The sequence below is a fragment of the Rhodoferax sp. LS1R11 genome, assembly GCF_056521395.1.
In genome coordinates, this window is sequence record NZ_JBWMAW010000003.1 from 268481 (window position 1) to 293506 (window position 25026).

The 25026-nt window shown below is 59.1% G+C and carries 23 protein-coding genes; 18 read left to right on the forward strand and 5 right to left on the reverse strand.

The window, feature by feature from the left end; all coding sequences use genetic code 11:
- Nucleotides 1-31: 31 nt before the first annotated feature.
- Nucleotides 32-1483: an argininosuccinate lyase gene (gene argH / locus AC097N_RS05970; RefSeq protein ID WP_479579865.1), complete on the reverse strand. Its 1452-nt coding sequence runs from the start codon at nucleotides 1481-1483 to the stop codon at nucleotides 32-34.
- Nucleotides 1484-1607: 124 nt separating this feature from the next.
- On the opposite strand from argH, the gene AC097N_RS05975 reads away from it, so the two are divergent.
- From AC097N_RS05975 to speD, 3 genes are read left to right on the forward strand one after another with little or no spacing between them, the layout of a single operon-like run.
- Entirely contained in the window at nucleotides 1608-2645 is a 1038-nt protein-coding gene (locus tag AC097N_RS05975) for a sensor histidine kinase (protein WP_479579870.1), read from the forward strand.
- A 19-nt stretch (nucleotides 2646-2664) separates the two neighbouring features.
- Nucleotides 2665-3405: a LytR/AlgR family response regulator transcription factor gene (locus tag AC097N_RS05980; protein ID WP_479579874.1), complete on the forward strand. Its 741-nt coding sequence runs from the start codon at nucleotides 2665-2667 to the stop codon at nucleotides 3403-3405.
- Nucleotides 3402-3800, forward strand: a complete 399-nt coding sequence (gene speD / locus AC097N_RS05985; protein WP_479579878.1) for an adenosylmethionine decarboxylase — start codon at nucleotides 3402-3404, stop codon at nucleotides 3798-3800. Before AC097N_RS05980 ends, speD begins: the two co-directional genes overlap by 4 nt.
- A 9-nt stretch (nucleotides 3801-3809) precedes the next feature.
- Here speD and ppc read toward each other — a convergent pair whose 3' ends face one another.
- A complete protein-coding gene (gene ppc, locus AC097N_RS05990; protein WP_479579881.1) occupies nucleotides 3810-6680 on the reverse strand; it encodes a phosphoenolpyruvate carboxylase in 2871 nt (956 codons plus the stop codon).
- Nucleotides 6681-6781: 101 nt separating this feature from the next.
- Between ppc and hemC the strand changes: the two genes are divergently transcribed.
- From hemC to AC097N_RS06015, 5 genes are read left to right on the forward strand one after another with little or no spacing between them, the layout of a single operon-like run.
- Nucleotides 6782-7735 carry a hydroxymethylbilane synthase gene (hemC, locus tag AC097N_RS05995; RefSeq protein ID WP_479579883.1) on the forward strand — a complete coding sequence of 318 codons (954 nt, stop codon included), beginning with the start codon at nucleotides 6782-6784 and terminating at the stop codon, nucleotides 7733-7735.
- A 2-nt stretch (nucleotides 7736-7737) separates the two neighbouring features.
- Nucleotides 7738-8535, forward strand: coding sequence for a uroporphyrinogen-III synthase (locus AC097N_RS06000; protein ID WP_479579887.1), 798 nt, complete (start codon nucleotides 7738-7740; stop codon nucleotides 8533-8535).
- Entirely contained in the window at nucleotides 8532-9626 is a 1095-nt protein-coding gene (locus AC097N_RS06005; RefSeq protein ID WP_479579891.1) for a uroporphyrinogen-III C-methyltransferase, read from the forward strand. The genes AC097N_RS06000 and AC097N_RS06005 overlap by 4 nt, the downstream gene beginning before the upstream one ends.
- A 2-nt stretch (nucleotides 9627-9628) precedes the next feature.
- Nucleotides 9629-10906, forward strand: coding sequence for a heme biosynthesis HemY N-terminal domain-containing protein (locus AC097N_RS06010; RefSeq protein ID WP_479579895.1), 1278 nt, complete (start codon nucleotides 9629-9631; stop codon nucleotides 10904-10906).
- A gap of 34 nt (nucleotides 10907-10940) precedes the next feature.
- Nucleotides 10941-12014, forward strand: coding sequence for a GGDEF domain-containing protein (locus tag AC097N_RS06015; protein WP_479579899.1), 1074 nt, complete (start codon nucleotides 10941-10943; stop codon nucleotides 12012-12014).
- Between the two features lie 77 nt (nucleotides 12015-12091).
- Here AC097N_RS06015 and AC097N_RS06020 read toward each other — a convergent pair whose 3' ends face one another.
- Nucleotides 12092-15151 carry an Rne/Rng family ribonuclease gene (locus AC097N_RS06020; RefSeq protein WP_479579903.1) on the reverse strand — a complete coding sequence of 1020 codons (3060 nt, stop codon included), beginning with the start codon at nucleotides 15149-15151 and terminating at the stop codon, nucleotides 12092-12094.
- 520 nt (nucleotides 15152-15671) lie between these two features.
- Between AC097N_RS06020 and AC097N_RS06025 the strand changes: the two genes are divergently transcribed.
- The 4 genes from AC097N_RS06025 to AC097N_RS06040 are packed head-to-tail and all read left to right on the forward strand — an operon-like array spanning nucleotide 15672 to nucleotide 18794.
- A complete protein-coding gene (locus AC097N_RS06025) occupies nucleotides 15672-16688 on the forward strand; it encodes an RluA family pseudouridine synthase (protein ID WP_479579907.1) in 1017 nt (338 codons plus the stop codon).
- Entirely contained in the window at nucleotides 16666-17352 is a 687-nt protein-coding gene (locus AC097N_RS06030; protein ID WP_479579910.1) for an HAD family hydrolase, read from the forward strand. The genes AC097N_RS06025 and AC097N_RS06030 overlap by 23 nt, the downstream gene beginning before the upstream one ends.
- 17 nt (nucleotides 17353-17369) lie before the next feature.
- Nucleotides 17370-17735 carry a Rieske (2Fe-2S) protein gene (locus AC097N_RS06035; protein WP_479579913.1) on the forward strand — a complete coding sequence of 122 codons (366 nt, stop codon included), beginning with the start codon at nucleotides 17370-17372 and terminating at the stop codon, nucleotides 17733-17735.
- On the forward strand, nucleotides 17736-18794 hold the full coding sequence (locus tag AC097N_RS06040; protein WP_479579917.1) for a S49 family peptidase: 1059 nt from the start codon (nucleotides 17736-17738) through the stop codon (nucleotides 18792-18794). It abuts the gene before it with no gap.
- 7 nt (nucleotides 18795-18801) lie between these two features.
- On the opposite strand, the gene AC097N_RS06045 is transcribed toward AC097N_RS06040, so the two are convergent.
- Together AC097N_RS06045 and AC097N_RS06050 are read right to left on the reverse strand one after the other, a co-directional pair.
- On the reverse strand, nucleotides 18802-19590 hold the full coding sequence (locus tag AC097N_RS06045; protein ID WP_479579920.1) for an SAM-dependent methyltransferase: 789 nt from the start codon (nucleotides 19588-19590) through the stop codon (nucleotides 18802-18804).
- A gap of 2 nt (nucleotides 19591-19592) precedes the next feature.
- Nucleotides 19593-20186, reverse strand: coding sequence for a Maf family nucleotide pyrophosphatase (locus tag AC097N_RS06050; protein ID WP_479579923.1), 594 nt, complete (start codon nucleotides 20184-20186; stop codon nucleotides 19593-19595).
- Nucleotides 20187-20211: 25 nt separating this feature from the next.
- Between AC097N_RS06050 and AC097N_RS06055 the strand changes: the two genes are divergently transcribed.
- From AC097N_RS06055 to fabG, 6 genes are all read left to right on the forward strand, one after another.
- Complete coding sequence (locus AC097N_RS06055) at nucleotides 20212-20760, forward strand: YceD family protein (protein WP_479579926.1); 549 nt, start codon at nucleotides 20212-20214, stop codon at nucleotides 20758-20760.
- Nucleotides 20761-20868: 108 nt separating this feature from the next.
- Nucleotides 20869-21051 (forward strand): 50S ribosomal protein L32, encoded by a 183-nt coding sequence (gene rpmF, locus AC097N_RS06060; protein WP_479579930.1) that lies wholly within the window; start codon nucleotides 20869-20871, stop codon nucleotides 21049-21051.
- A gap of 107 nt (nucleotides 21052-21158) precedes the next feature.
- Nucleotides 21159-22208 carry a phosphate acyltransferase PlsX gene (gene plsX, locus AC097N_RS06065; protein WP_479579933.1) on the forward strand — a complete coding sequence of 350 codons (1050 nt, stop codon included), beginning with the start codon at nucleotides 21159-21161 and terminating at the stop codon, nucleotides 22206-22208.
- 3 nt (nucleotides 22209-22211) lie between these two features.
- On the forward strand, nucleotides 22212-23189 hold the full coding sequence (locus AC097N_RS06070) for a beta-ketoacyl-ACP synthase III (RefSeq protein ID WP_479579937.1): 978 nt from the start codon (nucleotides 22212-22214) through the stop codon (nucleotides 23187-23189).
- Nucleotides 23190-23252: 63 nt separating this feature from the next.
- The gene (gene fabD, locus AC097N_RS06075) at nucleotides 23253-24218 is read left to right on the forward strand and encodes an ACP S-malonyltransferase (RefSeq protein ID WP_479579941.1); all 966 of its coding nucleotides are present in this window, start codon (nucleotides 23253-23255) and stop codon (nucleotides 24216-24218) included.
- A complete protein-coding gene (gene fabG, locus AC097N_RS06080) occupies nucleotides 24211-24957 on the forward strand; it encodes a 3-oxoacyl-ACP reductase FabG (RefSeq protein WP_479579944.1) in 747 nt (248 codons plus the stop codon). Before fabD ends, fabG begins: the two co-directional genes overlap by 8 nt.
- The last annotated feature ends 69 nt before the right edge of the window (nucleotides 24958-25026 follow it).

Sequence of the window (25026 nt, forward strand, 5' to 3'; positions counted from 1 at the left end):
AACCGGCCGCCATGCAGGAAATAGAAGCCCTTCAGCCCAGCCGCTTCAAATGCCGTGCAATCTGCAGCCGCACCTGATTCGGTGCCGTGCCACCCAGAATGTCCCGCGCATTGAGCGAGCCGCGCAAGGACAGCACCTCGTACACATCTTTCTCGATGGAGGGGTTGAATTCTTGCAGCACCGCCAGTGGCAGCTCCGACAAATCCACCTGATGCGAGATGGCGGCTTTCACGGCGTGCGCCACGGTCTCGTGCGCATCGCGGAAGGGCAGGCCTTTTTTGACCAGGTAGTCGGCCAGATCAGTCGCTGTGGCGTAGCCTTTGAGGGCGGCGCGCTCCATGGCTTCGGGCTTGACGGTGATACCGCCTTCCTTGACGCCGGTGGCGGCGTTGAGCTGTCCGCCGACCATCTCGGCAAAGATGCGCAGAGTGTCTTTCAGCGTGTCCACGGTGTCAAACAGCGGCTCCTTGTCTTCCTGGTTGTCCTTGTTGTAGGCCAGCGGCTGGCCCTTCATCAGGGTGATCAGGCCCATCAGGTGGCCGACCACGCGGCCGGTCTTGCCGCGTGCCAGCTCGGGCACATCGGGGTTTTTCTTCTGCGGCATGATGGAACTGCCGGTGGTGAAACGGTCGGCAATCTGGATGAAGCCGAAGTTCTGGCTCATCCACAAAATCAGTTCTTCGCTGAAGCGGCTGATATGCACCATGCACAGGGAGGCGGCGGCGGTGAATTCAATGGCAAAGTCACGGTCGCTCACGGCGTCCAGGCTGTTCTGGCAGACCTGCGGCAGGCCTTTTTCATCAACCATGCCCAGGGTGGTGGCCACGCGTTCGCGGTCCAGCGGGTAGCTGGTGCCCGCCAGCGCGGCGGCGCCCAGCGGCAGGCGGTTGGTGCGGCGGCGCACATCGTTCATGCGCTCGGCATCGCGGCTGAACATCTCGACATAGGCCAGCATGTGGTGGCCAAAGCTGATGGGTTGTGCCACTTGCAGGTGCGTGAAGCCGGGCAGAATGACGTCCACATTTTTCTCGGCCACCTCGATCAGCGCTTTTTGCAGGTCGGTCAGCAGGCCGCCAATCAGGTCGATCTCGCCGCGCAGCCATAGCCGCACGTCGGTGGCAACCTGGTCGTTGCGCGAGCGGCCGGTGTGCAGGCGTTTGCCGGCAATGCCCACCAGCTGGGTCAGGCGCGCCTCGATGTTCAGGTGCACGTCTTCCAGATCGAGCTTCCACTCAAACGCGCCGGATTCGATCTCGGCGGTGATCGTCGCCATGCCGCTTTGAATGGCGCTGTGGTCTTCTGCCGTGATGATGCTTTGTGCCGACAGCATCTCGGCGTGGGCCAATGAGCCGGCGATGTCAGCCTGCCACAGGCGTTTGTCAAAAAACACGCTGGAGGTGTAGCGTTTGACCAGATCGCTCATGGGCTCCGAGAAGAGGGCGGACCAGGCTTCTGATTTCTTGTCGAATTGGTTTTGTGACATGTCAATGGATGTCCGCACACGTGGCGTGCCGGAGCGGGAGTTAGGGTTGGAGGGGCGGCAACAAGATCATCAATAATCGGGCAGGGACCGGGCTTCGGTCGACTGTGAACCTCTTATTGAATTAATGAAAGACACCCAAATTTTATCGGCCTTCCAGGAACTGGCGCCCGAGCCTGCGGCAGCCGCGCCGACGCGGGTGCTCGTCTTCGACGCCTGCCATGTGGGGGTGGTGCTGCGGGCGGTGCTGTTTGTCGAGTCGGTGGTGGCCGTGGGGGCGATGTTTGGGGCTGGCACTTTCTTTGACTGGCTCACCCGCCTGTCGGTCCTGACCGGGGGCGCCTTGCCGGCCACGCTGGTGTGGCTGATTTCGGCCTGCAGCCTCAAGAAGGCACTGGCGCGCCTGAATTCGACGGCCCAACAGGTCGCGGGTATGGCGCTGGGGGCAGTCGCAGGCCTCTATGGCTGTGGGGTTTTGTACATGGTCGGTTTGCTGGAGACGGCGCCCTGGTTCGCATGTGCGTTTGGCGGGGCTTTGTTGTCGGCTGCCCTGGTGGCCGCCCTGGTGTTACGGGCCAGGGGCACCACGCCAGCGGCGACCGCCGCGCGCTTGAGTGAGCTGCAGGCGCGCATTCGGCCGCATTTTTTGTTCAACACGCTCAACAGCGCGATTGCCCTGGTGCGCGCCGAGCCCGCCAAGGCCGAGGCCTTGCTGGAAGACTTGAGTGACCTGTTTCGCCATGCCCTCATGGAGCAAGGCGAATTCGTCACGCTGGCGGATGAAATCATGCTGGCACAGCGCTATCTGGCCATTGAGCAGGTGCGGTTTGGTGAGCGGATTCAGGTGGAATGGGTGCTGGACCCCCGCGCCTCAGAGGCCAAATTGCCCCCGTTGTTGCTGCAGCCGCTGGTGGAAAACGCCGTCAAGCACGGTGTGGAGCCCAGTGCCGAAGGCGCACAGATCAAGATTTCCACCCAGCGCCGTGGCTCGGTGGTGGTCATCAAGGTCACCAACACGGTGCCTGCGGGGCAGGGCGAGCCGGGGCACGGCCTGGCCCTGGCCAACGTGCGTGACCGCTTGAACCTGCTGCATGACGTACAAGGGCAGTTCCAGTACGCCTGCAAAGACGGAATTTTTCATGTGCGCATTGAGGTGCCGGCATGAGCATGACAAAGGAGACCGCATGGGTTTGAGCGTACTGATCGTGGACGATGAAGCGCTGGCCCGCATGCGCCTGCGTACCTTGCTGGGCGATTGCACGGCACCCACGGCTCGTGTCGAGGCCGAGGCCGCCAATGCCACCCAGGCCATCGAGTGGCTGCAACGCCAAACGGTGGATGTGGCGCTGGTCGACATCCATATGCCGGGTGCGGATGGTTTGGCGCTGGCCCGCACTCTGCAAACCTTGCCCAATCCGCCAGCGGTGGTGTTTGTCACCGCCCATGCCGAGCACGCCGTGCAAGCATTTGAGCTGGAAGCCGTGGACTATTTGACCAAGCCCGTCCGGTTGGAACGCTTGCAAGCCGCGCTACAAAAAGTAGAGCGCCTCCTGCAGGTAAACCGTGCGCTAGAGCCCGATTTACCTGAAGAGGTCTTGATTATTCAGGATCGGGGCCGGACCGAACGGGTGCCCCTGGCCCAGGTGGTTTACCTCAAGGCCGAACTCAAGTACATCACCGTGCGTACCCGGGCCAAAAGCTATATTTTGGAAGGCTCCCTGAACGAGCTGGAGGACAAATACCCGGCCCGTTTCATGCGCATTCACCGCAATGCACTGATTGCCCGGCGTGCCGTGCGGGCCCTGGAGAAGCACCGCGACCCGGAGGAGGGCGAGGGCTGGGCGGTGCGGCTGGACGGGGTGGAGGAGCTGCTGTTTGTCTCGCGTCGGCAGCTGGCTGCGGTCCGAGAGCTGGTGGCCGCATGACGACAGATGACACGGCGCTGCTGGCCAACGACTATTTCACCGAGCAGGAGGGCGTGCGTTTTGCCGGTATCCACCTGCTGGTGGATTTGTGGGACTGTGAGTTGCTGGACGATCCGCTGGCCATCGAGCGGGCCTTGACACAGGCTGCGCAGGACGCGCGGGCGACGGTGCTGAACACCAGCTTTCACCGGTTTTCGTCGTCCGGGGGGGTCTCCGGTGTGTTGCTGCTGGCAGAGTCGCATATCTCTATCCACACCTGGCCGGAACGCGGCTACGCGGCCATCGATATTTTCATGTGTGGCAACTGCAACCCGCACCAGGCGGTTCCGGCCCTTCAGGCCGCGTTCAAGCCAGCGCGAATGACGTTGAACCCGCACCGGCGGGGTGTCACTTGACCTGACGCGTTAACCCGTGTTGCGCAGACCGGCCGCAATTCCGTTGATCGAGATGTGAATGCCACGCTGCACGCGCTCATCAGCCTTGCCCGCCCGGTAACGGCGGACCAGCTCCACCTGCAGGTGGTGCAGGGGGTCGATGTACGGAAAGCGGTGGCGGATAGAGCGCTGCAAGGCTGCGTTGTTGGCCAGGCGCTGTTTGTCCCCGGTGATCATGCCCAGGGCGTCTGCGGTGCGGTGCCATTCGGCCTCGATGGCCGTGAAGATTTTCTTGCGCAGGCGGGCATCACTCACCAGCTCGGCGTAGCGGGACGCCAGCGCCAGATCGCTCTTGGCCATCACCATGTCCATGTTGGAGAGCAGCGTTTTGAAGAACGGCCACTGCTTGTACATCTGTTGCAGCATGGCCAGTTTTTGCTTGTGGGCGTCTTTGCCGGCCACTTTGTTCGAGCCGGTCTCATCCTGGCTCAGGAACTGCGCTACTGCAGAGCCAAAACCGTACCAGCCTGGCAAGGTCAAACGGCATTGACCCCAGCTGAAGCCCCAGGGAATGGCGCGCAAGTCTTCAATCTTTTGTGATGCCTTGCGGGAGGCCGGGCGGGAGCCAATGTTGAGTTCGGCAATTTCACGGATGGGCGTCGAGTCAAAAAAGTACTCGGTGAAGCCCGGGGTCTCGTACACCAGCTTGCGGTAAGCCGCCATGCTGCTTTGGGACAGTTCGGCTGCCGCGGCCAGGAAGGGTTTGGTGGCTGATTTGGTGGGCTGCAACAAGGTGGCTTCCAGTGTGGCGGCCACCAGGGTTTCGAGGTTGCGCCGGCCAATCTCCGGGTTGGCGTATTTGGAGCCAATGACCTCACCTTGCTCGGTCAGGCGAATCTGCCCGCGCACCGTGCCCGGGGGTTGCGCCAGGATGGCCTGGTAGCTGGGGCCGCCGCCGCGTCCCACCGTGCCGCCCCGGCCATGGAACATGCGCAACTGGATGGCGCGCGTGCCTTTGGTGTCCAGTGCGAGCTGGTCAAACAACGCCACCAGCGCAATCTCGGCGCGGTACAACTCCCAGTTGCTGGTGAAAATGCCGCCGTCCTTGTTGCTGTCCGAGTAGCCCAGCATGATGTCTTGTTCGCTGTACTGGTGATTGGTGCTGCGTGTGACCAGTTCCTTGATGCCGGGCAGGGCGTAAAAGTCTCCCATAATGGGCGCCGCGTTGCGCAGGTCTTCAATGGTCTCGAACAGCGGCACCACAATCAGGTCGCACACGGCCTGCGTATCCAGGGTGCCGCGCATCAGGCCCACTTCTTTTTGTAGCAGCAGCACTTCCAGCAAGTCGCTCACGGTTTCCGTGTGGCTGATGATGTAGTGGCGAATGGCCTCGGCACCAAAGCGCTCACGCATGTCTTTGGCGGCCTCGAAAATGGCGATTTCACTTTGCGCGTGATCCGAGTACACCGTACCCATCACGCGCAGGGGGCGTGCGTCATTGAGCAGCTTCATCAGCAACTCGCGCTTGGCCAGTTCATCAAGCTGTTCATAGCCTGATGTAATGCGCGCCACCGACAGCAACTCGGCCACCACGGCTTCATGCTTGTCCGAGCTTTGGCGCAGGTCTACCGTGGCCAGGTGAAAGCCAAACACTTCCACCGCCCGAATCAGCGGATGCAGGCGTTGCGCGACCAATGCAGCGCCGTGATGGGCCAGCAGGGAGGCCTCAATGACGCGCAAATCAGCCAGAAACTCTGCTGCACTTTTGTAGGCGTTTTGGGGCACTACGGCATGACGCGCGGCTTCGCCGCCGGTCAAGTCGTGGAGGGCGGCCGCAAGTCGGGCGTACATCCCAATCAGGGCGCGCCGGTAGGGCTCGTCCTTGCGATGCTCGTTGGTGTCTGGTGAGCGCGCGGCCAGGGCCTGCATCTCGGGCAAAAATTCCACCAGCATCGCAGAGAGTGACAGCTCTCCGCCCAGGTAGTGCACCTCGGTCAGGTAGTGGCGCAGTGCCACGTCGGCCTGGCGGCGCAGGGCGTGGGTCAGCGTCTGGGCGTTGACGTTGGGGTTGCCGTCACGGTCGCCACCAATCCACTGGCCCATGCGCAAAAAGCTGTGCACCGGGTGCTGGCCCAGTTCGCGCTCCAGGTCGGCATAGAGCTTGGGAATTTCGCGCAGGAAGGTTGATTCGTAGTAACTCAGCGCGTTCTCGACCTCGTCGGCCACCGTGAGTTTGGTGAAGCGCAAGAGGCGGGTCTGCCAGAGTTGCAGCACACGCGCGCGCATTTGTTCTTCGTTGGCGGCCAGTTCGCGCGGAGTCAGCGCGTCTTTGTTGGCGTTGACGGAAGCTGCCTTCACCTTGATGTCGTCACGCACGGTGAGCAGTTGGGCAATGTCGCGCTCGGCGTCCAGAATGCTCTTGCGTTGTACTTCGGTCGGGTGGGCTGTGAGTACCGGGGAGACAAAACTGGTGGCTAGCGTGTCTGAAATGGTCTTGGGCGAAATGCCGGCCCAGCGCAAGCGCGACAAGGCCACCTCAATGCTGCCTTCCTGGGTGTCACCCGCGCGCTCGTGAATGGCGCGACGGCGAATGTGGTGGCGGTCTTCGGCCAGATTGGCCAGGTGACTGAAATAGGTGAAGGCACGAATCACGCTGACGGTCTGCTCCCCCGTCAATCCCTTGAGCAGCTTTTTGAGCGCTTTGTCGGCCTCATGGTCGGCATCACGGCGAAAGGCGACCGACAGCTTGCGGATCTGTTCGATCAATTCGTAAGCGGCAACGCCCTCCTGCTCGCGGATGACATCACCCAGAATGCGCCCCAGAAGACGGATGTCTTCTACCAGCGGGCGTTCGTTGTCTTTGGTGCGTTTGGCGGACTCGGATTTTGGAGGGGTGATCATGGTGGTTTGGATGGAGGGTGGCTTAAGGCGGCGGCCCCAGCCATGCTAGCATTCTCCGTCCTCCAAGATTACTAACCGGTTACGTATTTGAGCGCCTGCGCATGAGCAATTTGACAATCACAATAGCAACCCGAGAGAGTCGCCTGGCCCTGTGGCAGGCCGAGCACGTCAAGGCTCTGCTGGAGCAGCGCGGACACCAGGTCAGTCTGCTGGGCATGACCACCAAGGGCGACCAGATTCTGGACCGCTCGTTGAGCAAGGTCGGTGGCAAGGGTCTTTTTGTGAAGGAACTGGAAGTTGCGCTCGAAGAAGGCCGTGCGGACCTGGCCGTGCACTCGCTCAAGGACGTGCCGATGGAACTGCCTGAAGGTTTCTGTCTGGCCTGTGTGATGGAACGCGAGGACCCGCGCGACGCGTTTGTCTCCAACCGCTACGCGAATCTGGCCAGTCTGCCGCAAGGTGCCGTGGTGGGCACATCAAGCCTGCGCCGCATGGCCCTGTTGCGTGCCTTGCGACCTGATCTCAAAATTGACCCCCTGCGTGGCAACCTGGACACGCGTTTGCGCAAACTCGACGACGGGCTGTATGACGCCATTGTGCTGGCCGCAGCCGGTTTGAAGCGTCTGGGTCTGGGCGAGCGCATTCGTGACACGTTTGAACCCAGCGTCATGCTGCCTGCTGCCGGACAAGGCGCGCTCGGTATTGAAGTTCGCAGCGCCCGCCAGGATGTGATCGATGCACTCGCACCCCTGGCGCATGCCACCAGCTGGCTGGCTGTTGCGGCTGAGCGGGCCGTGAGTCGGGCGATGGGGGGCAGCTGTTCCATGCCCCTGGCCGCTTTTGCCACGCTCTCAGGCGACTTGCTGACCATTGACGCCGCTTGGGGCGATCCTGACGGAGTGCTGGAATTCGTCTGCGTCCGGATGACTGCGCCGGTGACCGATATCGCCAGCGCCACCGCGCTTGGAACTCTGGTCGCGACCGATCTCCGTGCCGGTGTGGTTGCCAAAGGCGGTTCCCTCGCGCCGCCGGGTGAGCCTCAAGGCAACACCTGACCATGCGGGTCATCGTCACCCGCCCCGAGCGCGAGGCTCAACGCTGGGTGAATGACCTCGTCAGCCTGGGCCACGATGCCGTGGCCTTGCCCTTGATCGAGGTCGGGCCGGCCGCCAGCCCGGCAGACATGGATCAGGCTTGGCAGCATATTGACGCCTATGCCGGGGTCATGTTTGTCAGTGGTAATGCTGTCGATTATTTTTTTGAATCAAAACCGGCTGTAGCCCCCGATTACCGTGCGGATAATGCTATCAAAAATAGAGCATGGGCGACCGGACCAGGAACCGCCAAGGCCTTGCTGCGTGCGGGTGTTTCGCCCGACCGCCTGGATGTACCGGCACAGGATGCCGGACAGTTCGATTCTGAAGCGCTGTGGCGGGTGGTCGGTGACCAGGTCAAGCCGGGCGACCGCGTGCTGATTGTGCGCGGCGGCGACAGTGCCGGGATGACCGGCGCGGGCCACGGTTCGGGGCGGGAGTGGTTTGCCAACCGCGTTCGCCAGGCCGGAGCGCAGGCTGACTTCGTCATGGCGTATCAGCGTCGCGCACCAGAGCTCGGCCAGGCGTCACGGGAGCTGGCGCGGCGCGCGGCCGTTGACGGCTCGGTCTGGCTGTTCAGCAGCACGGAGGCTGTGGCCAACCTCACCACCCTGTTGCCCGCGCAGAAGTGGTACCTGGCGCGCGCGGTGGCCACCCACCCACGCATTGCGCTGGCCGCGGAGAAAGCCGGTTTTGGTGTTGTTTGTGAGTCACGTCCGACGCTGCCCGATGTACTGGCCTCGATAGAATCACTGGGATGAACTCCGACCCCAGCACTGACCTGCCCGCTGCCACTGGCGCAGGTGTTTCCTTGCCAGAGCCCAAGAAGGCTGAGCCTGTGGGCGTCAGGCCTGTCGAGCCAGCCGCTCCTGCGGTCGCGCGCCGAGGGCTGTTTTGGGGCTTGGGTGTGGCGTCAGTGGCCGCCCTGCTGGCCAGCGGCCTGCTTTGGCAAAAACTGTCGACCATTCAGGAGCAACTCGCGCGCCAGAGTGGTGATGCCACGGCCAAGTCGGTGGAAGCGCGCACGATGGCCAAAGAGTCTCAGGAGTTAGCCCGTGAGACCGCGGCCCGCGTCGCCGTTTTTGAAGCCCGTTTGAGCGAGGTGTCCCTGCAGCGCACACAGCTGGAAGAGCTGATGCAAAGCCTGTCCCGTTCACGCGATGAAAATCTGGTGGTAGACATCGAATCAGCCATCCGTCTGGCACAGCAGCAGGCGCAACTGACCGGCAGTGTGGAGCCCTTGCTGGCCGCACTTCAAAGCGCCGATCAACGCGTGATCCGCGCGGCCCAACCCCGTCTGACACCGCTGCAGCGTGCCATAGCGCGCGACATTGACCGCATCAAGACGGCCACGGTCAGTGACACGCCCGGCCTGCTGGTCAAGCTTGATGAGTTGGTTCGTCTCGCTGATGAGCTTTCTGTAGCGAATGACGTTGCGGCGGCCAGTACCATCGATGCCTTGAAGCGCCCCAACGCGGCGTCCATGCCTACCTGGTGGCAACGTGGTCTGCAAGTGGTTCGTGACGAAGCACGCGGTCTGGTGCGGGTCAGTCGCATTGCGCAGCCGGAAGCGGCGCTGCTGTCACCAGAGCAGTCGTTCTTCCTGCGGGAAAATCTGAAACTCAAGCTCCTCAATGCCCGCCTGGGCTTGCTGGCACGACAGCTGGAGTCGTCGCGTGCGGATCTGGTGGCTGCCTCGCTTTCGTTGAGCAAGTATTTCGATCCGGCTTCGCGCAAAACGCAGGCGATGGCCGTCTTGCTGGAGCAAGTGCAATCGCAGCTGAAGACGCTTCAGTTGCCCCGCGTGGACGAAACGCTGGCGGCGCTCACCACAGCTGCGGCGGGACGCTAGTCATGCGGGCCGCTTTGTGGTTTCTGGGCCTGTTCGGCATGGCGGTGGCCATTGCCCTGTTTGCAGGTAACAACCAGGGCACGATCACCGTGTTCTGGCCCCCGCACCGGGTGGACTTGTCTCTCAATCTGGTCCTGTTGTTGCTGGCGCTCTTGTTCCTGACGCTGCATGTAGCCCTGCGCGCCCTGGCCGCACTTTTTGCCATTCCCGGTCATGCGCGGTCCTGGCGCATTCAGCATCAGGAACGAGCCATGCATGTGGCCTTGCTCGATGCCTTGTCGCATTTGGTGGCCGGTCGGTTTATTCGCGCAAGAAAAGCGGCCGAGGTGGTTTTGGCCCGCGAGACGGCCTTGACGCGCAGTGGCGAGACCTTGGCCTATTCCGGACATTTGCGTTCATTAGCCCATTTGCTGGCCGCTGAAAGCGCACAGGCACTCCAGGACAAAAGTGCCCGCGAAGATCATTTTCGTCAGGCGCTCGAACACGCTTCCCGGCGGGATGCCCAAGGTACCCGAGAAGGTGTTCAGTTGCGCGCCGCCCGCTGGGCGATCGAGGATCGGGATGCGCAAGCCTCGCTTCAATGGCTGGATGAACTTGCGCAAGGCGCTTCCCGCAGAACCATCGCCTTGCGCCTGCGCCTGAAGGCTTCACGCATGGCCCGCCAGACGCGGCTGGCCATGGAGACGGCGCGCTTGCTTGCGAAGCATCGTGCTTTTTCAGAGGTGGCTGCCCAGGGGCTGTTGCGCGGACTGGCGCTGGAGCTGGTCCTGACGGCCCATGACCCCGATCAGTCGCAAAACGTGTGGAATCAACTTGATGCGGCTGAACGCCTGATGCCCGAGGTTGCGATTGAAGCGGCTCAGCGTTTGATGACGCTCGGAGGCAGTGTCGAGGTGGCTCGGAACTGGTTGCTGCCGGTCTGGGAGCGCATGGTGACCCAACCCGGTGCTTTGACCGAAAGTCAACGCATTGACCTCATCCAGGCGCTGGAGAGTGGTTTTGCGCTGGCTTCCGGTGCACCGGAAGCCGCTTGGTTGACCCGTATCGAGAACGCCCAACTGGCCAACCCGGGTGATGCGCCCATGCAATACCTTGCCGGTATCACCTGCATGCGTCTTCAGCTCTGGGGCAAGGCACAACAGTTGCTTAAACAGGCCTTGCCCAGGTTGCAGAACACAGGGCTGGAGCGCAATGCCTGGAACGCACTGGCCGAGTTGGCCGAGCAGCGCGGTGACGCAGGCGCCTCGATTCAAGCCTGGAAAAACGCCGCCAAGGCGTGACACGTTCGGGTTTCGAAACTATTATGGTGCCACTATGAGTACCTTGATCGAACATATCCTGAAACTGACCGATCACCGCGATCGGGATTTGCTGGAGTTAACGCTGTCCAAGGCGTTGATTGACCTTCTTCCCGTTCAGCGTATCGTGATTGCGCGCGTCATGAGTGAGGAGGGCGAGCAACGGTGGCTGGAAGTGGCCCGCCTCGATTCAAAAGGAGGCGGAAAATTGATCGATCCCATGCGTGTGGACTTTCAGACGTTGCCCCGGATGGAGGATGCCTCCGACCGTCTGAAGTGTTTGCAGCGCCGTGACATCGTCGAAATCGCGTGGGCCGGACCCGATGGTCCACGGATCAACATGCTGCCTTTGTTTTCGGATTCGCGTAAAGACGATGAAGGCGTGATCGAGGTGCATTCGGAAGGCGTGTTAAGCGTTGACGAACTGTTGATCATCGAGCAATTGCGCCGCATCTACCGCAACATGTATTCCCTGCTGGAATACAGCGACCGCGATGCGCTCACAGGCTTGCTCAATCGCAAATCATTGGATGATGCCTTTTATAGCGCCGTTCTGGAAGAGCTTGACGGCGTGACAGGTGAGCCCAAGACGACAGGTATGCCTAAAGGGCTTGAGCAGGAGCGTCGCCACCGTGTGCCCGCCAATTACTGGCTGGGTTCGGCAACCATTGACAACTTTGGGCTGATCAACGATCAGCACGGGCACTTGATCGCGGAAGAAGTGCTGTTGCTGGTTGCTCGCGTGATGAACAACACGTTTCGTACTTACGACCGGATCTACCGGTTTGGTGGCGAGTACTTTGGGGTCCTGATGCATTGCCCTGATGAGGCCCTGGTCTTGGCCGCTTTCGAGCGGTTTCGCGCCAATGTTGAAAAATTCAATTTTCCCCAAGTCGGCAAGGTCACGGTGAGTTGCGGTTTCACCAGTGTGATGGCGGACGATTCTCCCAGTAGTGCGCTTGAGAAGACGGAGCGGGCGGTTGATTTTGCACAGAGAAGTGGTCACAACAAGGTGTGCAGTCATTTGGGACTGGTGCGCAGGGGCTTTTTTGGCGATGTACCCAAAGTGGGTGGTGTTGATCTTTTTTGAGCGCATTGACGGTCGAAAAAAAGGGCACCTGGGTGCCCTTTTTTATGCATGCCCAATTGATTGGGCATCTGTCTGACTTACTGAGCCTCTTTTTCCTCAAAAGGCAGTGTTACGTTGCGCAAATCACGTTTCGTCTCGACCATGACCAACGGGCTGGCGTCCACCTTGACTGCTGCCGGGCGCTCGCGAGGAACGCGGACCGCCTTGGGTTCGGCCGCGATGGCGGCCTGAACTGCGGCGATTTTTTCCGAGTTGGAGTTCACCCAGCTCAGGCCTGAACTCTGGGCCACTTGTGCCAGTTCATCCAAAGGCAGAGTAAACGGCTGCAGTTTGGGCATGCCCGATGTTGGCGCGGCAGAAGCTGCGACCGGCGCTTGCACGGGCTTTGGCGCAACGGCAACCGGTGCAGGTACAACCGGTGCTGTCAGCACTGGAGCGGCCTGGGTTACAGGGGCCACAACGGTCACTGGCGCTTCCGTTGGAGCCGGCGCAACCGCGGCTACTGCGGGTATCGGTGCAGGTGCCTGCGTGTCCGCGCTGGCCGTGAAGTACGACTTGCGTGGCTCGGCAGCAGCATCTTCTTGTTGCGCTACAGGCAAAGCCTGACTGTCACGCGCGGGGCGTTCCTGCCGGTCACCTTGCTCGGTGCGCTCACCGCGGGGTGCACGGTCACGGCCATAACGGTCACGAGACCGTTTTTCACGTGGTTCCGAGCCTTCGGTGCGGACAGCGGCATCACCCGTTGCAGCGCCCTGCTCGGCGCCATGGACCGCTTCCTGTGACGTGCGGTCAACCGGCGTTGTTGGCAGGTCAGCATGGGTTGCTGAGGTGTTTCCTGTCACTTGGTCGGCGTGCACATTTTCATCTGGACGGCGATTGCGCTCAGGACGACGCTCGTTTCGGCCTTCAGCGCGCGGCTCACCGCGCTCGCCTGGAGCGGCTCGGTCGCCGTTTTCAGGGCGCTCTGCACGGCTGCGTTCTCCACGTTCACCCCGGTTGCGACCTTCGCTACGCTCTGGATTGCGTGGCGCACGTTCTGGGCGTTGCTCGTTGCGCGGTGCGTCCTGTCCGTCGGCTGAAGCTGGTGCCAAACCGGCTCCGGCTTCTGCCATCAGCGGTTTTCCTTCGGCATCGAATCGTTCGCGCTGACCTTGGGCGGGGCGGTCGCCACGACCACCTCGGCCGCCACGACCGCCACGGCTTTCGCCGCGACCGTCGCCACGCCCACCACGTCCACCACGGCTATCGTCGCGACCTTCGGGGCGGGCTTCGCCACGGGGTTCGTTGCGACGTGCTCCGTCACGGCCACCACGACCCTCGCGTTTGTCTTCCTTGGCAACTTCTGGCACCGGTTTGACGGGGACCGCTGGTGCAGCCTCAGACGCGGGGCCAAACAGCTTTTTCACCCAGCCGAAGAAGCCCTTCTCTTGGGCGGCAGGGGCGACCGGCGCAGGTACGGCCTGGACGACGGGACGCGGCGCTGCCGCCGCGGTGGGCTTGATCTGCTCGGGCTTGGGAATAGCAGCAGGAGCAGGGGCATCCGGCAGCACGCCCTTGATGATGGGTGTCTGCTTGTTGGTGGGCTCCTGCGAGCGACGGGTGACCGAGGTTGGGTCTTCCATCTCCTCCGCCATCTTGTAACTGGCTTCAATATTGTCCAAGCGTGGGTCGTCGTGTTTCAGACGCTCAAGCTTGTAATTGGGCGTTTCCAGTGTCTTGTTTGGCACCATCAGCACGTTGATGCGCTGCTTGAGCTCAATCTTGGCAATTTCCGTACGTTTTTCGTTCAGCAGGAAGGACGCCACTTCGACCGGAACCTGGCACAGCACCGAGGCGGTGTTGTCTTTGAGGGACTCTTCCTGGATGATGCGCAGAATTTGCAGGGCGCTGGACTCGGTGTCACGGATGTGACCCGAACCGCCGCAGCGCGGGCAGGGAATGGAGGCGCCTTCAGACAGGGCAGGGCGCAGGCGCTGGCGGCTCATTTCCATCAGACCAAATTTGCTGATGGTGCCGAACTGCACGCGAGCGCGGTCTTGCCGCAGCGCATCACGCAGGCGGTTTTCGACGTCGCGGCGGTTGCGGCTTTCTTCCATGTCGATAAAGTCGATCACGATCAGGCCACCCAAGTCGCGCAGGCGCATCTGGCGCGCCACTTCGTCAGCAGCTTCCAGGTTGGTGCGGGTCGCGGTTTCCTCAATGTCGCCGCCTTTGATGGCGCGGGCCGAGTTCACGTCGACCGACACCAGCGCTTCAGTGTGGTCAATCACGATCGCACCGCCACTGGGCAACTGCACGGTACGGGCGTAGGCCGACTCGATCTGGTGCTCAATCTGGAAGCGGCTGAACAGTGGGGCGTCGTCACGGTAACGCTTCACGCGGGCGGCGTGTTCGGGCATGACGTGGGCCATGAACTGCTGCGCCTGCTCATACACGTCGTCGGTGTCGATCAGGATGTCGCCAATGTCGTTGTTGAAGTAATCGCGAATCGCACGAATCACCAAAGACGATTCCTGATAAATCAGGTAAGCGCCTTTGCCACCTTTGGCCGCACCGTCAATTGCGGTCCAGAGCTTGAGCAGGTAGTTCAAGTCCCACTGAAGTTCAGGCGCGCTACGGCCAATGCCGGCAGTGCGGGCAATGATGCTCATGCCATTGGGGTATTCGAGCTGGTCCAGCGCTTCTTTGAGTTCTGCCCGGTCTTCGCCTTCAATACGACGCGAAACACCGCCGCCGCGTGGGTTGTTGGGCATCAGCACCACGTAACGGCCAGCAAGTGATACGAAGGTGGTCAGGGCCGCGCCCTTGTTGCCGCGCTCTTCTTTTTCAACTTGAACCAGCAGTTCCTGGCCTTCCCGAATGGCATCCTGAATGCGGGCCTGGCCGACGGCCACACCTTGTTGGAAGTACTGGCGGGATATTTCCTTGAATGGCAAGAAGCCGTGGCGGTCTTCACCGTAGTCCACAAAACAGGCTTCGAGCGAGGGCTCGACCCGTGTCACAACAGCCTTGTAGATGTTGCCTTTGCGCTGCTCGCGCCCTTCAATTTCAATTTCGTAGTCGAGGAGTTTTTGTCCATCAACAATGGCCAGGCGGCGTTCTTCAGCCTGCGTGGCGTTAATCAGCATCCGTTTCATGGGTAGCATCCTTCAATTCAATAACCAACATGCTCTTGACGAGCTTTTGATGCCAGAACTGACGCTTTGAATTGAGGAGGAATTGCCGGAGAACCAGAACTTAAACGATAAGTCTTGGCGTAGGCGCGTGGAGGGGAGCGAGGATGTTGGGTTGTGGGAGTGCTATAAAACTAATAGCTGGTTGCGCCCGTCGTGCGGAGGCTGATGGCCAATCCATGCCAAAACACGGTGCGAAAACGCACCGTTGGCATATTTGAATCAGACTCATCAACACAAACATCTCGCTTCATTCCGTTCACAGACTGGCTGCCTGCGAACTTTGGGTATTCCGTATCAGTATTTCAACGCGTCGCCTTGACCGTTCGTTTTGCAGGCCACCCAAGCATCTGGCTTGTGGTTTGCGAACATTGCGCCCGGCGGCATCGACCTACTGGCGACGCTGGTCATGGCGGGTGAACTAAACTCAACCCTAATTACGATTTAACTGTCAGTTAAATCAACCACTTACAGCCCATCGCTAGTGAAACACATTATAGGGGTCAATCCAGCCCCACCGGTACCTCAAGTTAAAACGGTCCTCGTTGACGAAGACTCTGCGGGTCAGCGCCTGGACAATTTCCTGATGCGTCATCTCAAAGGGGTGCCCAAAACCCACGTCTACCGCATCATCCGCAGTGGCGAAGTGCGGGTGAACAAAGGCCGGGCGTCTGCCGATTCGCGGGTCGAAGCGGGTGACCAAGTGCGCTTGCCTCCGGTACGCATATCAGAGCGCGTGGCTGAAAAAGCCGAGGCGATGGCGGTCAGCATGCGAAGCGCCCCGGCGCGAGACTTTGTCATTTTGTTCGAGGATGATCACCTTATTGCCATTGACAAGCCCTCCGGTGTGGCGGTTCATGGCGGCTCGGGCGTGAGTTTTGGGGTGATTGAGCAATTGCGCATGGCCAGGCCACAAGCGAAATTTCTGGAACTGGTGCACCGGCTCGACCGTGAAACCAGCGGCATCTTGCTGATTGCCAAGAAAAGAAGCGCGTTGACGAACCTGCAGGACCAGTTTCGAGAGCGCGAAACGGGCAAAACCTATCTGGCGCTGGTGGCGGGCCGTTGGCCTGCCAACAAGAAAGTACTGGACAAGCCGTTGCACAAGTATTTGTTACCTGATGGTGAGCGGCGTGTCAAGGTCGTGTCTCGGGAGGATCCCGACGGCATGCCTTCCGTGACCCTGGTCAAGGTCCGCGAATCAACCGCCGCCGCCTACACCTTGCTGGAAGTGACCATCAAGACTGGCCGTACCCACCAAATCAGGGTCCATCTGGCCAGCGAGGGTTTTCCGATCGTGGGGGACGATAAATATGGCGACTTTGACCTGAACAAGACGCTGCTTCGCCCCGGAAAACTGCCGTCCCTGAAAAGAATGTTTCTTCATGCCTGGTGCCTGCAATTCAACCACCCCGCCACAGGCGAGCGCGTGGAGTTGCAAGCCCATTTACCTGCTGAACTTGAGGTGTTTGCCAAACATGCTGCTCCCACGCCAACTTGATGCATCCATGCCCCGGCAGTTTGATCTGATCGCGTTCGACTGGGATGGAACCCTGTTTGACTCCACGGCCATCATCACCCGCTGCATTCAACATGCCGTGCGCGATGTGGGCGGGGCGGTTCCAAGCGACCAAGACGCGTCTTACGTGATTGGAATGAGTCTGATGCAGGCCTTGGCCCATGCGGCCCCCGACGTGCCGGAAGATCGTTACCCCGAGTTGGGTGCCCGCTACCGCCACCATTACACGATTCACCAGAACGACATCAGCTTGTTTGACGGTGTCCTGGATATGCTGGTTGATTTGAAATCCCGCCAGCACTGCGTGACTGTGGCGACCGGCAAGAGCCGCCATGGCCTGGATGAGGCTTTGGAGGCGGTCGAGTTGCAAGGCCTTTTTGATGGTTCCCGTACGGCTGATGAAACAGCGGGCAAGCCCCACCCGCGCATGCTGCATGAACTTATGCGCGAATTTGGTGCCGAGCCTGAGCGCACCTTGATGATCGGGGACACCACGCACGACCTGCAAATGGCCCTCAACGCGGGCTGTTCGAGCGTCGGTGTGAGCTATGGTGCCCACGATCCTGGCGCATTTCAGGCGCTCAATCCCCGCTTTGTCGCGCATTCGGTTCGCGAGTTGGATGACTGGCTTCGCGTGCACGCTTGAGTCATTGCAACCCGGCCATGACCCAGATGATTCCACTTTGCAACTCGGTTGAATTGGTTAACAGCGGCGACGCAGTTCCGTTTGACGTGATGTATGGCGGGCAAACCTGTACGGCATTTGCGGTTCGCTACCAGGGGCAGGTTCATGCGTACCTGAATCGTTGCGCGCATGTGCCCATGGAAATGGATTACCAGCCCAACCGGTTTTTCGACAGCACCGGCCATTGGTTGATGTGTGCCACCCATGGCGCCATCTATCACCCACAAACCGGTGCTTGCCGTGGCGGCCCGTGCCGGGGTGGTCTGGTCAAGATAGGCCTTTCCGAAATGGATGGCGTCGTGCACTGGCATACTGCCTTCAACCTGAAACCCGTAGAGTTTTAAATGACCGAACCTTTTAAGTCCGAATCATCGGACAATTCCCCTGATCCGGTTTTTATGCCAAATCAGGCCAAGGCCCCCGTCGAACGTGCGGAGGGTGCTATAAATAGTGAAGCAAGCCATGGGTCTTTTGATGGTGCTGGTTGGGAGCGTGCCACGCTTGAAAAACTGGCTTTTGCGGCCCTGAATGAACAACGGACGGCACGTCGCTGGCGAAACTTCGTCCGGCTCGCCTGGTTGGCGTTCTTTATCTTCATGGTTTGGTTTGGAGTCAGCCATAACGGCGTGCCCAAAGATGGCTTGCTGCCCCACACGGCTGTTGTAGAGATCAAGGGCGAAATTGCGTCAGGCGCTGACGCAAGCGCCGAACTGATCGTGGCAGCCATGCGCGGCGCCTTTGAGGACGCAGGCTCACAGGCGGTGGTGCTCCTGATCAATTCGCCCGGTGGCAGTCCAGTGCAGGCAGGCATCATCAACGATGAAATCACGCGGCTCAAACTCAAATATAAAAAACCGGTTTATGCGGTCGTTGAGGAGTCATGTGCGTCGGCGGCGTACTACATCGCGGTCGCTGCGGACAAGATATTCGTCGACAAAGCCAGCATTGTGGGCAGCATCGGGGTGCTGATGGATGGCTTTGGTTTCACCGGCTTGATGGAGAAGCTGGGCGTTGAACGCCGTCTGATGACAGCAGGTGAAAACAAGGGGTTTCTCGACCCATTCAGTCCACAGACCGAAAAACAGCGTGCTTTTGCACAAACCATGCTGGACCAAATCCACAAGCAGTTTATCGACGCGGTCAAAGCGGGGCGTGGAGCGCGTTTGAAAGAAACGCCTGAAACTTTCAGTGGTCTCTTCTGGAGTGGTCAGCAGGCTATTGAGCTGGGTCTGGCGGATCAACTGGGTAATTTGGACTACGTGGCCCGTGAAGTGGTCAAGGCGGAAGACATCATTGACTACACCCGCCGCGAAAACGTGGCCGAGCGACTGGTCAAGCGTTTTGGCGCCTCCATTGGCGAAGGCGCCATCCATGCCATGAAGGCGATCCCGGCACTGCGGTAAGTATTCGTTATCGGCCCAGGGCAAACACGGCCGGGGTCGAATTGTCCAGTGTTGACGCCTTTTGTCGCCAGGCTTTGATGGTTTCGCTCCGACACACTCCGCGGGTGAGTGTCAGTCCACTGCAGACAGCCAGCCTGGTGTTCGGCTGCATTATTTTCAGTAGCGATTGCATCATGGCCGCATTGCGGTAGGGTGTCTCTATGAAGAGTTGTGTTTGTCCTGTCTTCAATGCCAGGGATTCCAAGTCCCTGATCCGCTGGCTGCGCTCTGTCGGGTCTTGTGGCAAGTAGCCGACAAAGGCAAAATTTTGTCCATTCAGCCCGCTGGCAGCGAGCGCCAGCAAGAGCGAGACGGGGCCTGTCAACGGGATGACTTCAATGCCCAGGTCATGCGCCGCCCGGACCACCGAGGATCCGGGGTCCGCTACAGCCGGCATACCGGCTTCACTGACCAAACCGATGTCATGTCCTTGCAACGCGGCGTCCAGCAGGTGGCGTGCGTCGAAGTTGCCGGTGTGATCCCCTTTTTTATGTACTTCACGCGGCAATTCCTGAATGTGCAGGGCCTGCACCGGACTGCTCAGCGGAATGAGCTCATTCACGCGTTTCAAATAGGCGCGAGCCGATTTGGCGTTTTCGCACACCCAGTATTGCAGTTGTGCGGCGACTGTTAGCGTGCCCCACGGCATGGTGTTTTGCAGATTGACGTCGCCGTCGCAGCCAAAGTCCAGTGGGGCAGGCACCAGATAGAGCCTGCCGGTGACATCTTGCGCTGTGGGTGTGGTGGTGTGAGTCATATTCATAACACCTGAATGCCCGCGGCCTGGATCATGCGAAAGGTGCGAATCAATGGCAGACCCACCAAGGCGGTCGGGTCGTCGTTGTCAATAGACTCCAGCAAAACGATACCCAAGCCTTCGCTTTTGGCGCTGCCAGCACAGTCATATGGCGTCTCCGCCAGCAGGTAATGGTGAATTTCATCGTCAGAAAGATCGCGGAATTTCACTTTGACTTGCGCCAGGTCCATTTGCGCAAACCGGCTTTCCTGGCACACCACGGCGACGGCTGTTTGGAAGACAACCGTTTTTCCACGCATTTGCTGCAACTGCAGCACGGCGCGGGCGTGGTCGCCTGGTTTGCCAAGGGCTTGGCCATCCAGGTCTGCAACCTGGTCGGAGCCAATGACCACGGCGGCTGGAAACTGCGAGGCCACGGCACGTGCTTTGGCCATCGCAAGTCGACAAGCCAGCTGCATGGGGGTCTCGTTGGCTTGAGGTGTTTCGTCCACGGCCGGCGAAATAACCTGAAATGGAATTCGCAATCTCGTGAGGAGTTCGCGGCGGTAGGGGGAGGTAGAGCCCAGGATGAGAATTCGGTTGGTAGATTCAGACATGCCGTGATTCTCTTACACTGCGTGCATGAAACAAGAGTCTCCCCCCACCCACATGGACGTCAAGGCGTTCGCGCAGTCATCAAGTGAACTTTCCGGTGGCGATTTGCTATCTAAATATGAGCGCTTGATGCAGGAAACCCAAGGGCTTGGAGCTGAGCGAGTTCTTGATTGGTCGGTTCGCGGCGAGTTTCGAGCCGACGAGGCCGGCGCGGAGCAGGTTTGGTTGCATCTGGATACCGAGGTGAGTTTGCCGTTGACGTGTCAACGTTGTCTAGGCCCTGTTGATGTGGCTGTGCATGTGCATCGGTCATTTCGTTTTGTGGCCAGTGAAGAGGCGGCAGAGGCACAGGATGACGAGTCCGAGGAAGATGTCTTGGTGTTAAGTCGGGATTTCAACCTTTCCGCTTTGATCGAAGACGAGGTGCTGATGGAGTTGCCCGTCGTTCCACGGCATGAAGAGTGCCCGGGCAGCATCAAGCTTGCAGTGGCGGATGCCGGTTTTGAGAAGGCTTCAGCAGAGAAGCGCAACCCTTTTGCGGTTCTTTCCAAGCTGCAGGGCGGAAAATCCAGCTAGCCTTGTTGAGGTGCGCTATAATCATAGGCTTCGCGTGGATTGAACTCTGCGCGTTCCACTAACCCAAGATGTTGCGGTCTTCGCGACATACACGTCAAGGAGCAGATCATGGCTGTCCAACAAAACAAGAAATCACCTTCCAAGCGCGGTATGCACCGTTCGCACAACGCTTTGGTGGTGCCCGGTATCGCGGTTGAGTCCACCACGGGTGAGACTCATTTGCGTCACCACATCAGTCCCAACGGTTTTTACCGTGGTCGCCAAGTGTTGAAGAATAAATCTGAAGCCTGATCGTTTCGTTTAGGCCAAGGCCCGAAGCTACCATGTCCGTAGCGTCGGGCTTTTGTTTTTGTGCGTCTGGTTTTTGCTTGCATTTTGTCTGAGTTCACTGGTTTTTCATGATCACAATCGCTGTTGACTGCATGGGGGGTGATCATGGTCCGATCGTCACTTTGCCTGCCTGTCGAAATTTTCTGGATCGGCATCCTGGCGCGCAATTGCTGATGGTGGGTTTGCCCGAAAGCCTGAGTGCGTTTTCCCATCCTCGTGCCACTGCGATTGTGGCCAGTGAAGTGGTGGGTATGGATGACCCGCTGGAGGTGGCCCTTAGGCGCAAAAAGGATTCTTCAATGCGCGTAGCCATTCAGCAGGTCAAGGATGGTTCTGCTCAGGCTGCCGTTTCAGCCGGCAACACAGCCGCATTGATGGCCATATCGCGCTATCTGCTCAAAACCCTTGATGGAATCGACCGGCCTGCGATAGCCGGTCAGATTCCCAATGCCAAAGGTCAGGCTACCACGGTGTTGGATATGGGGGCCAATGTTGACTGCACTGCCGAGCATTTGTTGCAATTTGCGGTCATGGGTTCGGCTTTGGTGTCGGTGCTCAATGGCAATGACAATCCAACAGTGGGTTTGCTCAATATTGGTGAAGAAGCAATAAAGGGTAATGAGGTTATTAAAAAAGCAGGTGAATTGCTCCGATCTGCCTCTAAAGCGGGTGATTTGAATTTTTACGGAAATGTCGAAGGAAACGATATTTTCAAGGGCACTGCGGACATCGTGGTGTGTGATGGATTTGTTGGCAATGTGGCCCTGAAGGCCAGCGAGGGTTTGGCGACGATGATTGTCAACTTCCTGAAGGTTGAGTTTTCGCGCAATATCTTCACGAAATTGGCAGCAATTGCTGCTTATCCCATCATATCGGCGCTCAAAAATCGGATGGATCACCGTCGCTACAACGGTGGTGCACTGTTGGGTTTGCGCGGTCTGGTTTTCAAGAGCCATGGATCCGCCGATGAGTTGGCGTTTGAGTACGCCCTGGCGCGGGCGTATGATGCTGCCAGAAATAACTTGCTAGACCGCGTTCAAGTTCGAATTGCTCATGCTGCGCCACTGTTGGTCGCTGGCGGTTCATTCGTCCAGCCTGACGCGGTCGCACTTGCCTGATTAATGAAACTTTATTCTCGAATCACGGGTACCGGTAGCTATCTTCCACCCCGTCGACTGACAAATGCTGATCTGGCTGCCGAACTCGCCGCCAAAGGGGTTGAGACTTCTGATGAGTGGATTGTCGAACGTACCGGAATCCGGGCTCGCCACTTTGCTGCTGCTGAAGTTTGCAGCAGTGATCTGGGGCTTGAGGCTGCGAAAAATGCATTGCAGGCAGCTGGGCTCCAAGCTTCTGATATTGATCTGATCATTGTTGCCACTTCCACGCCTGATATGGTGTTCCCGTCGACGGCGTGCATTTTGCAGAACAAACTGGGTGCCAATGGCTGTGCCGCTTTTGATGTGCAAGCCGTTTGCAGTGGTTTTGTTTACGCATTGACGGTTGCTGATGCGATGATCAAGACCGGTGTTGCCAGCAAGGCTCTGGTGATTGGTGCGGAAGTTTTTTCACGCATTCTTGATTTCACGGACAGAACCACCTGCGTTCTGTTTGGAGATGGCGCTGGGGCGGTCGTTCTGGAGGCGTCTGAAAAGCCCGGAATTCTGGCCTGCGATATTCATGCGGATGGCAAACATGTCGGAATCCTGTGCGTTCCCGGCCATGTCTCGGGTGGGCATGTGTTGGGTGATCCATTGTTGAAAATGGATGGGCAAGCGGTGTTCAAGCTTGCTGTGGGTTTGCTCGACGGCGCGGCTCGGGCAACGCTGACCAAAGCGGGAAAGACCGCTTCTGACATTGACTGGTTGATTCCTCACCAAGCCAATATCCGGATCATGCAGAGCACGGCCAAGAAGCTGAAGATGTCAATGGACAAGGTCATTGTGACCGTGGATCAGCATGGCAACACATCGGCTGCCTCGATTCCTTTGGCGCTGGACAGTGCTGTCCGCAGTGGCAAAGTCAAACCCGGGGAGGTGCTCATGCTAGAAGGTGTGGGTGGTGGCTTCACCTGGGGCGCGGTGCTACTGGAACTGTAGCTTTAAGTAGTTGCTCAGCTTGCGCTGTAGCCATATTTAAACCATAACTCTGACGCTATCAGCATGAAACCTTTCGCTTTTGTTTTTCCTGGGCAAGGCTCCCAGTCTGTTGGGATGCTCGATGCCTGGGGTGATCACCCTGTCGTGCTTGAAACCCTCAAAGAAGCTTCAGATGCATTGGGCGAGGATTTGGGTCAACTCATCAAGGAAGGGCCCAAGGAGGCGCTGTCATTGACAACCAATACCCAACCGGTGATGCTGGTCGCCGCCGTTGCAGCGTACCGTGTCTGGATGGCTGAAACGGGTATCGCGCCAGCGGCGGTCGCCGGGCATTCTCTGGGTGAATACTCCGCCATGGTGGCCGCGGGTGTCTTGACCCTTGCCCAAGCAACCCCTTTGGTTCGCTTCAGGGCCAAGGCCATGCAGGATGCTGTGCCCGTGGGGGTCGGGGCCATGGCCGCAATCCTTGGTATGGAAGCTTCTCGCGTGATTGCCGGATGCGCTGAAGTCACCGCAGGTTTTGGTCCGGACTCTCTTGAGGTCGTGGAAGCTGTCAATTTCAATGATCCTGGACAAACGGTCATTGCCGGGAGTAAAGCGGCTGTTGAGAAGGCCTGCGAAGTACTCAAAGCCAACGGCGCCAAACGGGCCTTGCCTCTTCCGGTCTCTGCGCCATTTCATTCAATTTTGATGAAGCCGGCAGCCGACAAGTTGCGCGAGCAGTTGGAGGTGGTTTCTTTTTCATCTCCTCAAATCGTGTTGATCAACAACATTGATGTTACGGTCGAAGTCGATGCCGATCGTATTCGCGATGCACTTTACCGTCAGGCATTCGGGCCTGTTCGCTGGGTGGAATGCGTGAAGGCTATCAAGGTAAGGGGAATCACGGCCGTGGTCGAATGCGGCCCCGGCAAAGTCTTGGCCGGTATGGTGAAGCGCATTGATCCGGAATTAAGTGGCACGGCACTGTTTGATCCAAGCAGTCTGGCCGATGTAAAAACCGTCCTTTTGGGTGCCAAAGATGAGTGAAGTGAAGTTTGAAGGTCAGGTTGCGTTGGTCACGGGTGCATCCCGTGGCATTGGCGCAGCCATTGCGCTGGCTTTGGCCAAGCAAGGATTGAAGGTGATTGGCACTGCAACTTCCTTGGACGGGGCAGAAAAAATTGGACAAACCTTGTCGGTCTATCCTGGCTGCGCGGGCAAGATGTTGAACGTCAATGATGCTTCATCAGCAGAAGCGCTGATTGGCGACATTGTCAAAGAGCATGGGGGGTTGCAGGTGTTGGTGAACAATGCAGGCATTACGAGGGACAACCTCGCCATGCGCATGAAGGATGACGAGTGGGATGCCGTGCTGGACACAAACCTCAAAGCTGTATTTCGCATGAGTCGTGCGGTAATGCGCACCATGATGAAACAACGGTATGGGCGCATCATCAGTATCACGTCTGTTGTCGGCGCCTCAGGCAATGCAGGGCAGGCCAACTATGCTGCGGCCAAGGCGGGCGTGGCAGGCATGACCCGTGCACTCGCACGTGAGTTGGGATCGCGAAATATCACGGTCAACTGCGTCGCACCGGGTTTTATTGACACCGATATGACCGCAAACTTGCCGGAAGAACAGCACAAGGCCTTGTTGACCCAAATTCCCTTGGGTCATCTTGGTAGTCCTTCAGACATCGCTCATGCCGTGTCTTATCTGGCCTCACCGCAGGCCGCCTATGTGACGGGACAGGAGTTGCACGTCAACGGCGGCATGTTCATGTAAGCTTGTCGAAGCATTAAATCAAGCCGATTGGTCCGCTCGGCAGCCGGATTGGGGAATAGCTCCGAACCC

Coding starts and splice junctions, on each gene's coding strand:
- argH (WP_479579865.1), bottom strand. CDS start 1,483: ATGTCACAAAACCAATTCGACAAGAAATCAGAAGCCTGGTCCGCCCTC.
- AC097N_RS05975 (WP_479579870.1), top strand. CDS start 1,608: ATGAAAGACACCCAAATTTTATCGGCCTTCCAGGAACTGGCGCCCGAG.
- AC097N_RS05980 (WP_479579874.1), top strand. CDS start 2,665: ATGGGTTTGAGCGTACTGATCGTGGACGATGAAGCGCTGGCCCGCATG.
- speD (WP_479579878.1), top strand. CDS start 3,402: ATGACGACAGATGACACGGCGCTGCTGGCCAACGACTATTTCACCGAG.
- ppc (WP_479579881.1), bottom strand. CDS start 6,680: ATGATCACCCCTCCAAAATCCGAGTCCGCCAAACGCACCAAAGACAAC.
- hemC (WP_479579883.1), top strand. CDS start 6,782: ATGAGCAATTTGACAATCACAATAGCAACCCGAGAGAGTCGCCTGGCC.
- AC097N_RS06000 (WP_479579887.1), top strand. CDS start 7,738: ATGCGGGTCATCGTCACCCGCCCCGAGCGCGAGGCTCAACGCTGGGTG.
- AC097N_RS06005 (WP_479579891.1), top strand. CDS start 8,532: ATGAACTCCGACCCCAGCACTGACCTGCCCGCTGCCACTGGCGCAGGT.
- AC097N_RS06010 (WP_479579895.1), top strand. CDS start 9,629: ATGCGGGCCGCTTTGTGGTTTCTGGGCCTGTTCGGCATGGCGGTGGCC.
- AC097N_RS06015 (WP_479579899.1), top strand. CDS start 10,941: ATGAGTACCTTGATCGAACATATCCTGAAACTGACCGATCACCGCGAT.
- AC097N_RS06020 (WP_479579903.1), bottom strand. CDS start 15,151: ATGAAACGGATGCTGATTAACGCCACGCAGGCTGAAGAACGCCGCCTG.
- AC097N_RS06030 (WP_479579910.1), top strand. CDS start 16,666: ATGCTGCTCCCACGCCAACTTGATGCATCCATGCCCCGGCAGTTTGAT.
- AC097N_RS06035 (WP_479579913.1), top strand. CDS start 17,370: ATGACCCAGATGATTCCACTTTGCAACTCGGTTGAATTGGTTAACAGC.
- AC097N_RS06040 (WP_479579917.1), top strand. CDS start 17,736: ATGACCGAACCTTTTAAGTCCGAATCATCGGACAATTCCCCTGATCCG.
- AC097N_RS06045 (WP_479579920.1), bottom strand. CDS start 19,590: ATGACTCACACCACCACACCCACAGCGCAAGATGTCACCGGCAGGCTC.
- AC097N_RS06050 (WP_479579923.1), bottom strand. CDS start 20,186: ATGTCTGAATCTACCAACCGAATTCTCATCCTGGGCTCTACCTCCCCC.
- AC097N_RS06055 (WP_479579926.1), top strand. CDS start 20,212: ATGAAACAAGAGTCTCCCCCCACCCACATGGACGTCAAGGCGTTCGCG.
- rpmF (WP_479579930.1), top strand. CDS start 20,869: ATGGCTGTCCAACAAAACAAGAAATCACCTTCCAAGCGCGGTATGCAC.
- plsX (WP_479579933.1), top strand. CDS start 21,159: ATGATCACAATCGCTGTTGACTGCATGGGGGGTGATCATGGTCCGATC.
- AC097N_RS06070 (WP_479579937.1), top strand. CDS start 22,212: ATGAAACTTTATTCTCGAATCACGGGTACCGGTAGCTATCTTCCACCC.
- fabD (WP_479579941.1), top strand. CDS start 23,253: ATGAAACCTTTCGCTTTTGTTTTTCCTGGGCAAGGCTCCCAGTCTGTT.
- fabG (WP_479579944.1), top strand. CDS start 24,211: ATGAGTGAAGTGAAGTTTGAAGGTCAGGTTGCGTTGGTCACGGGTGCA.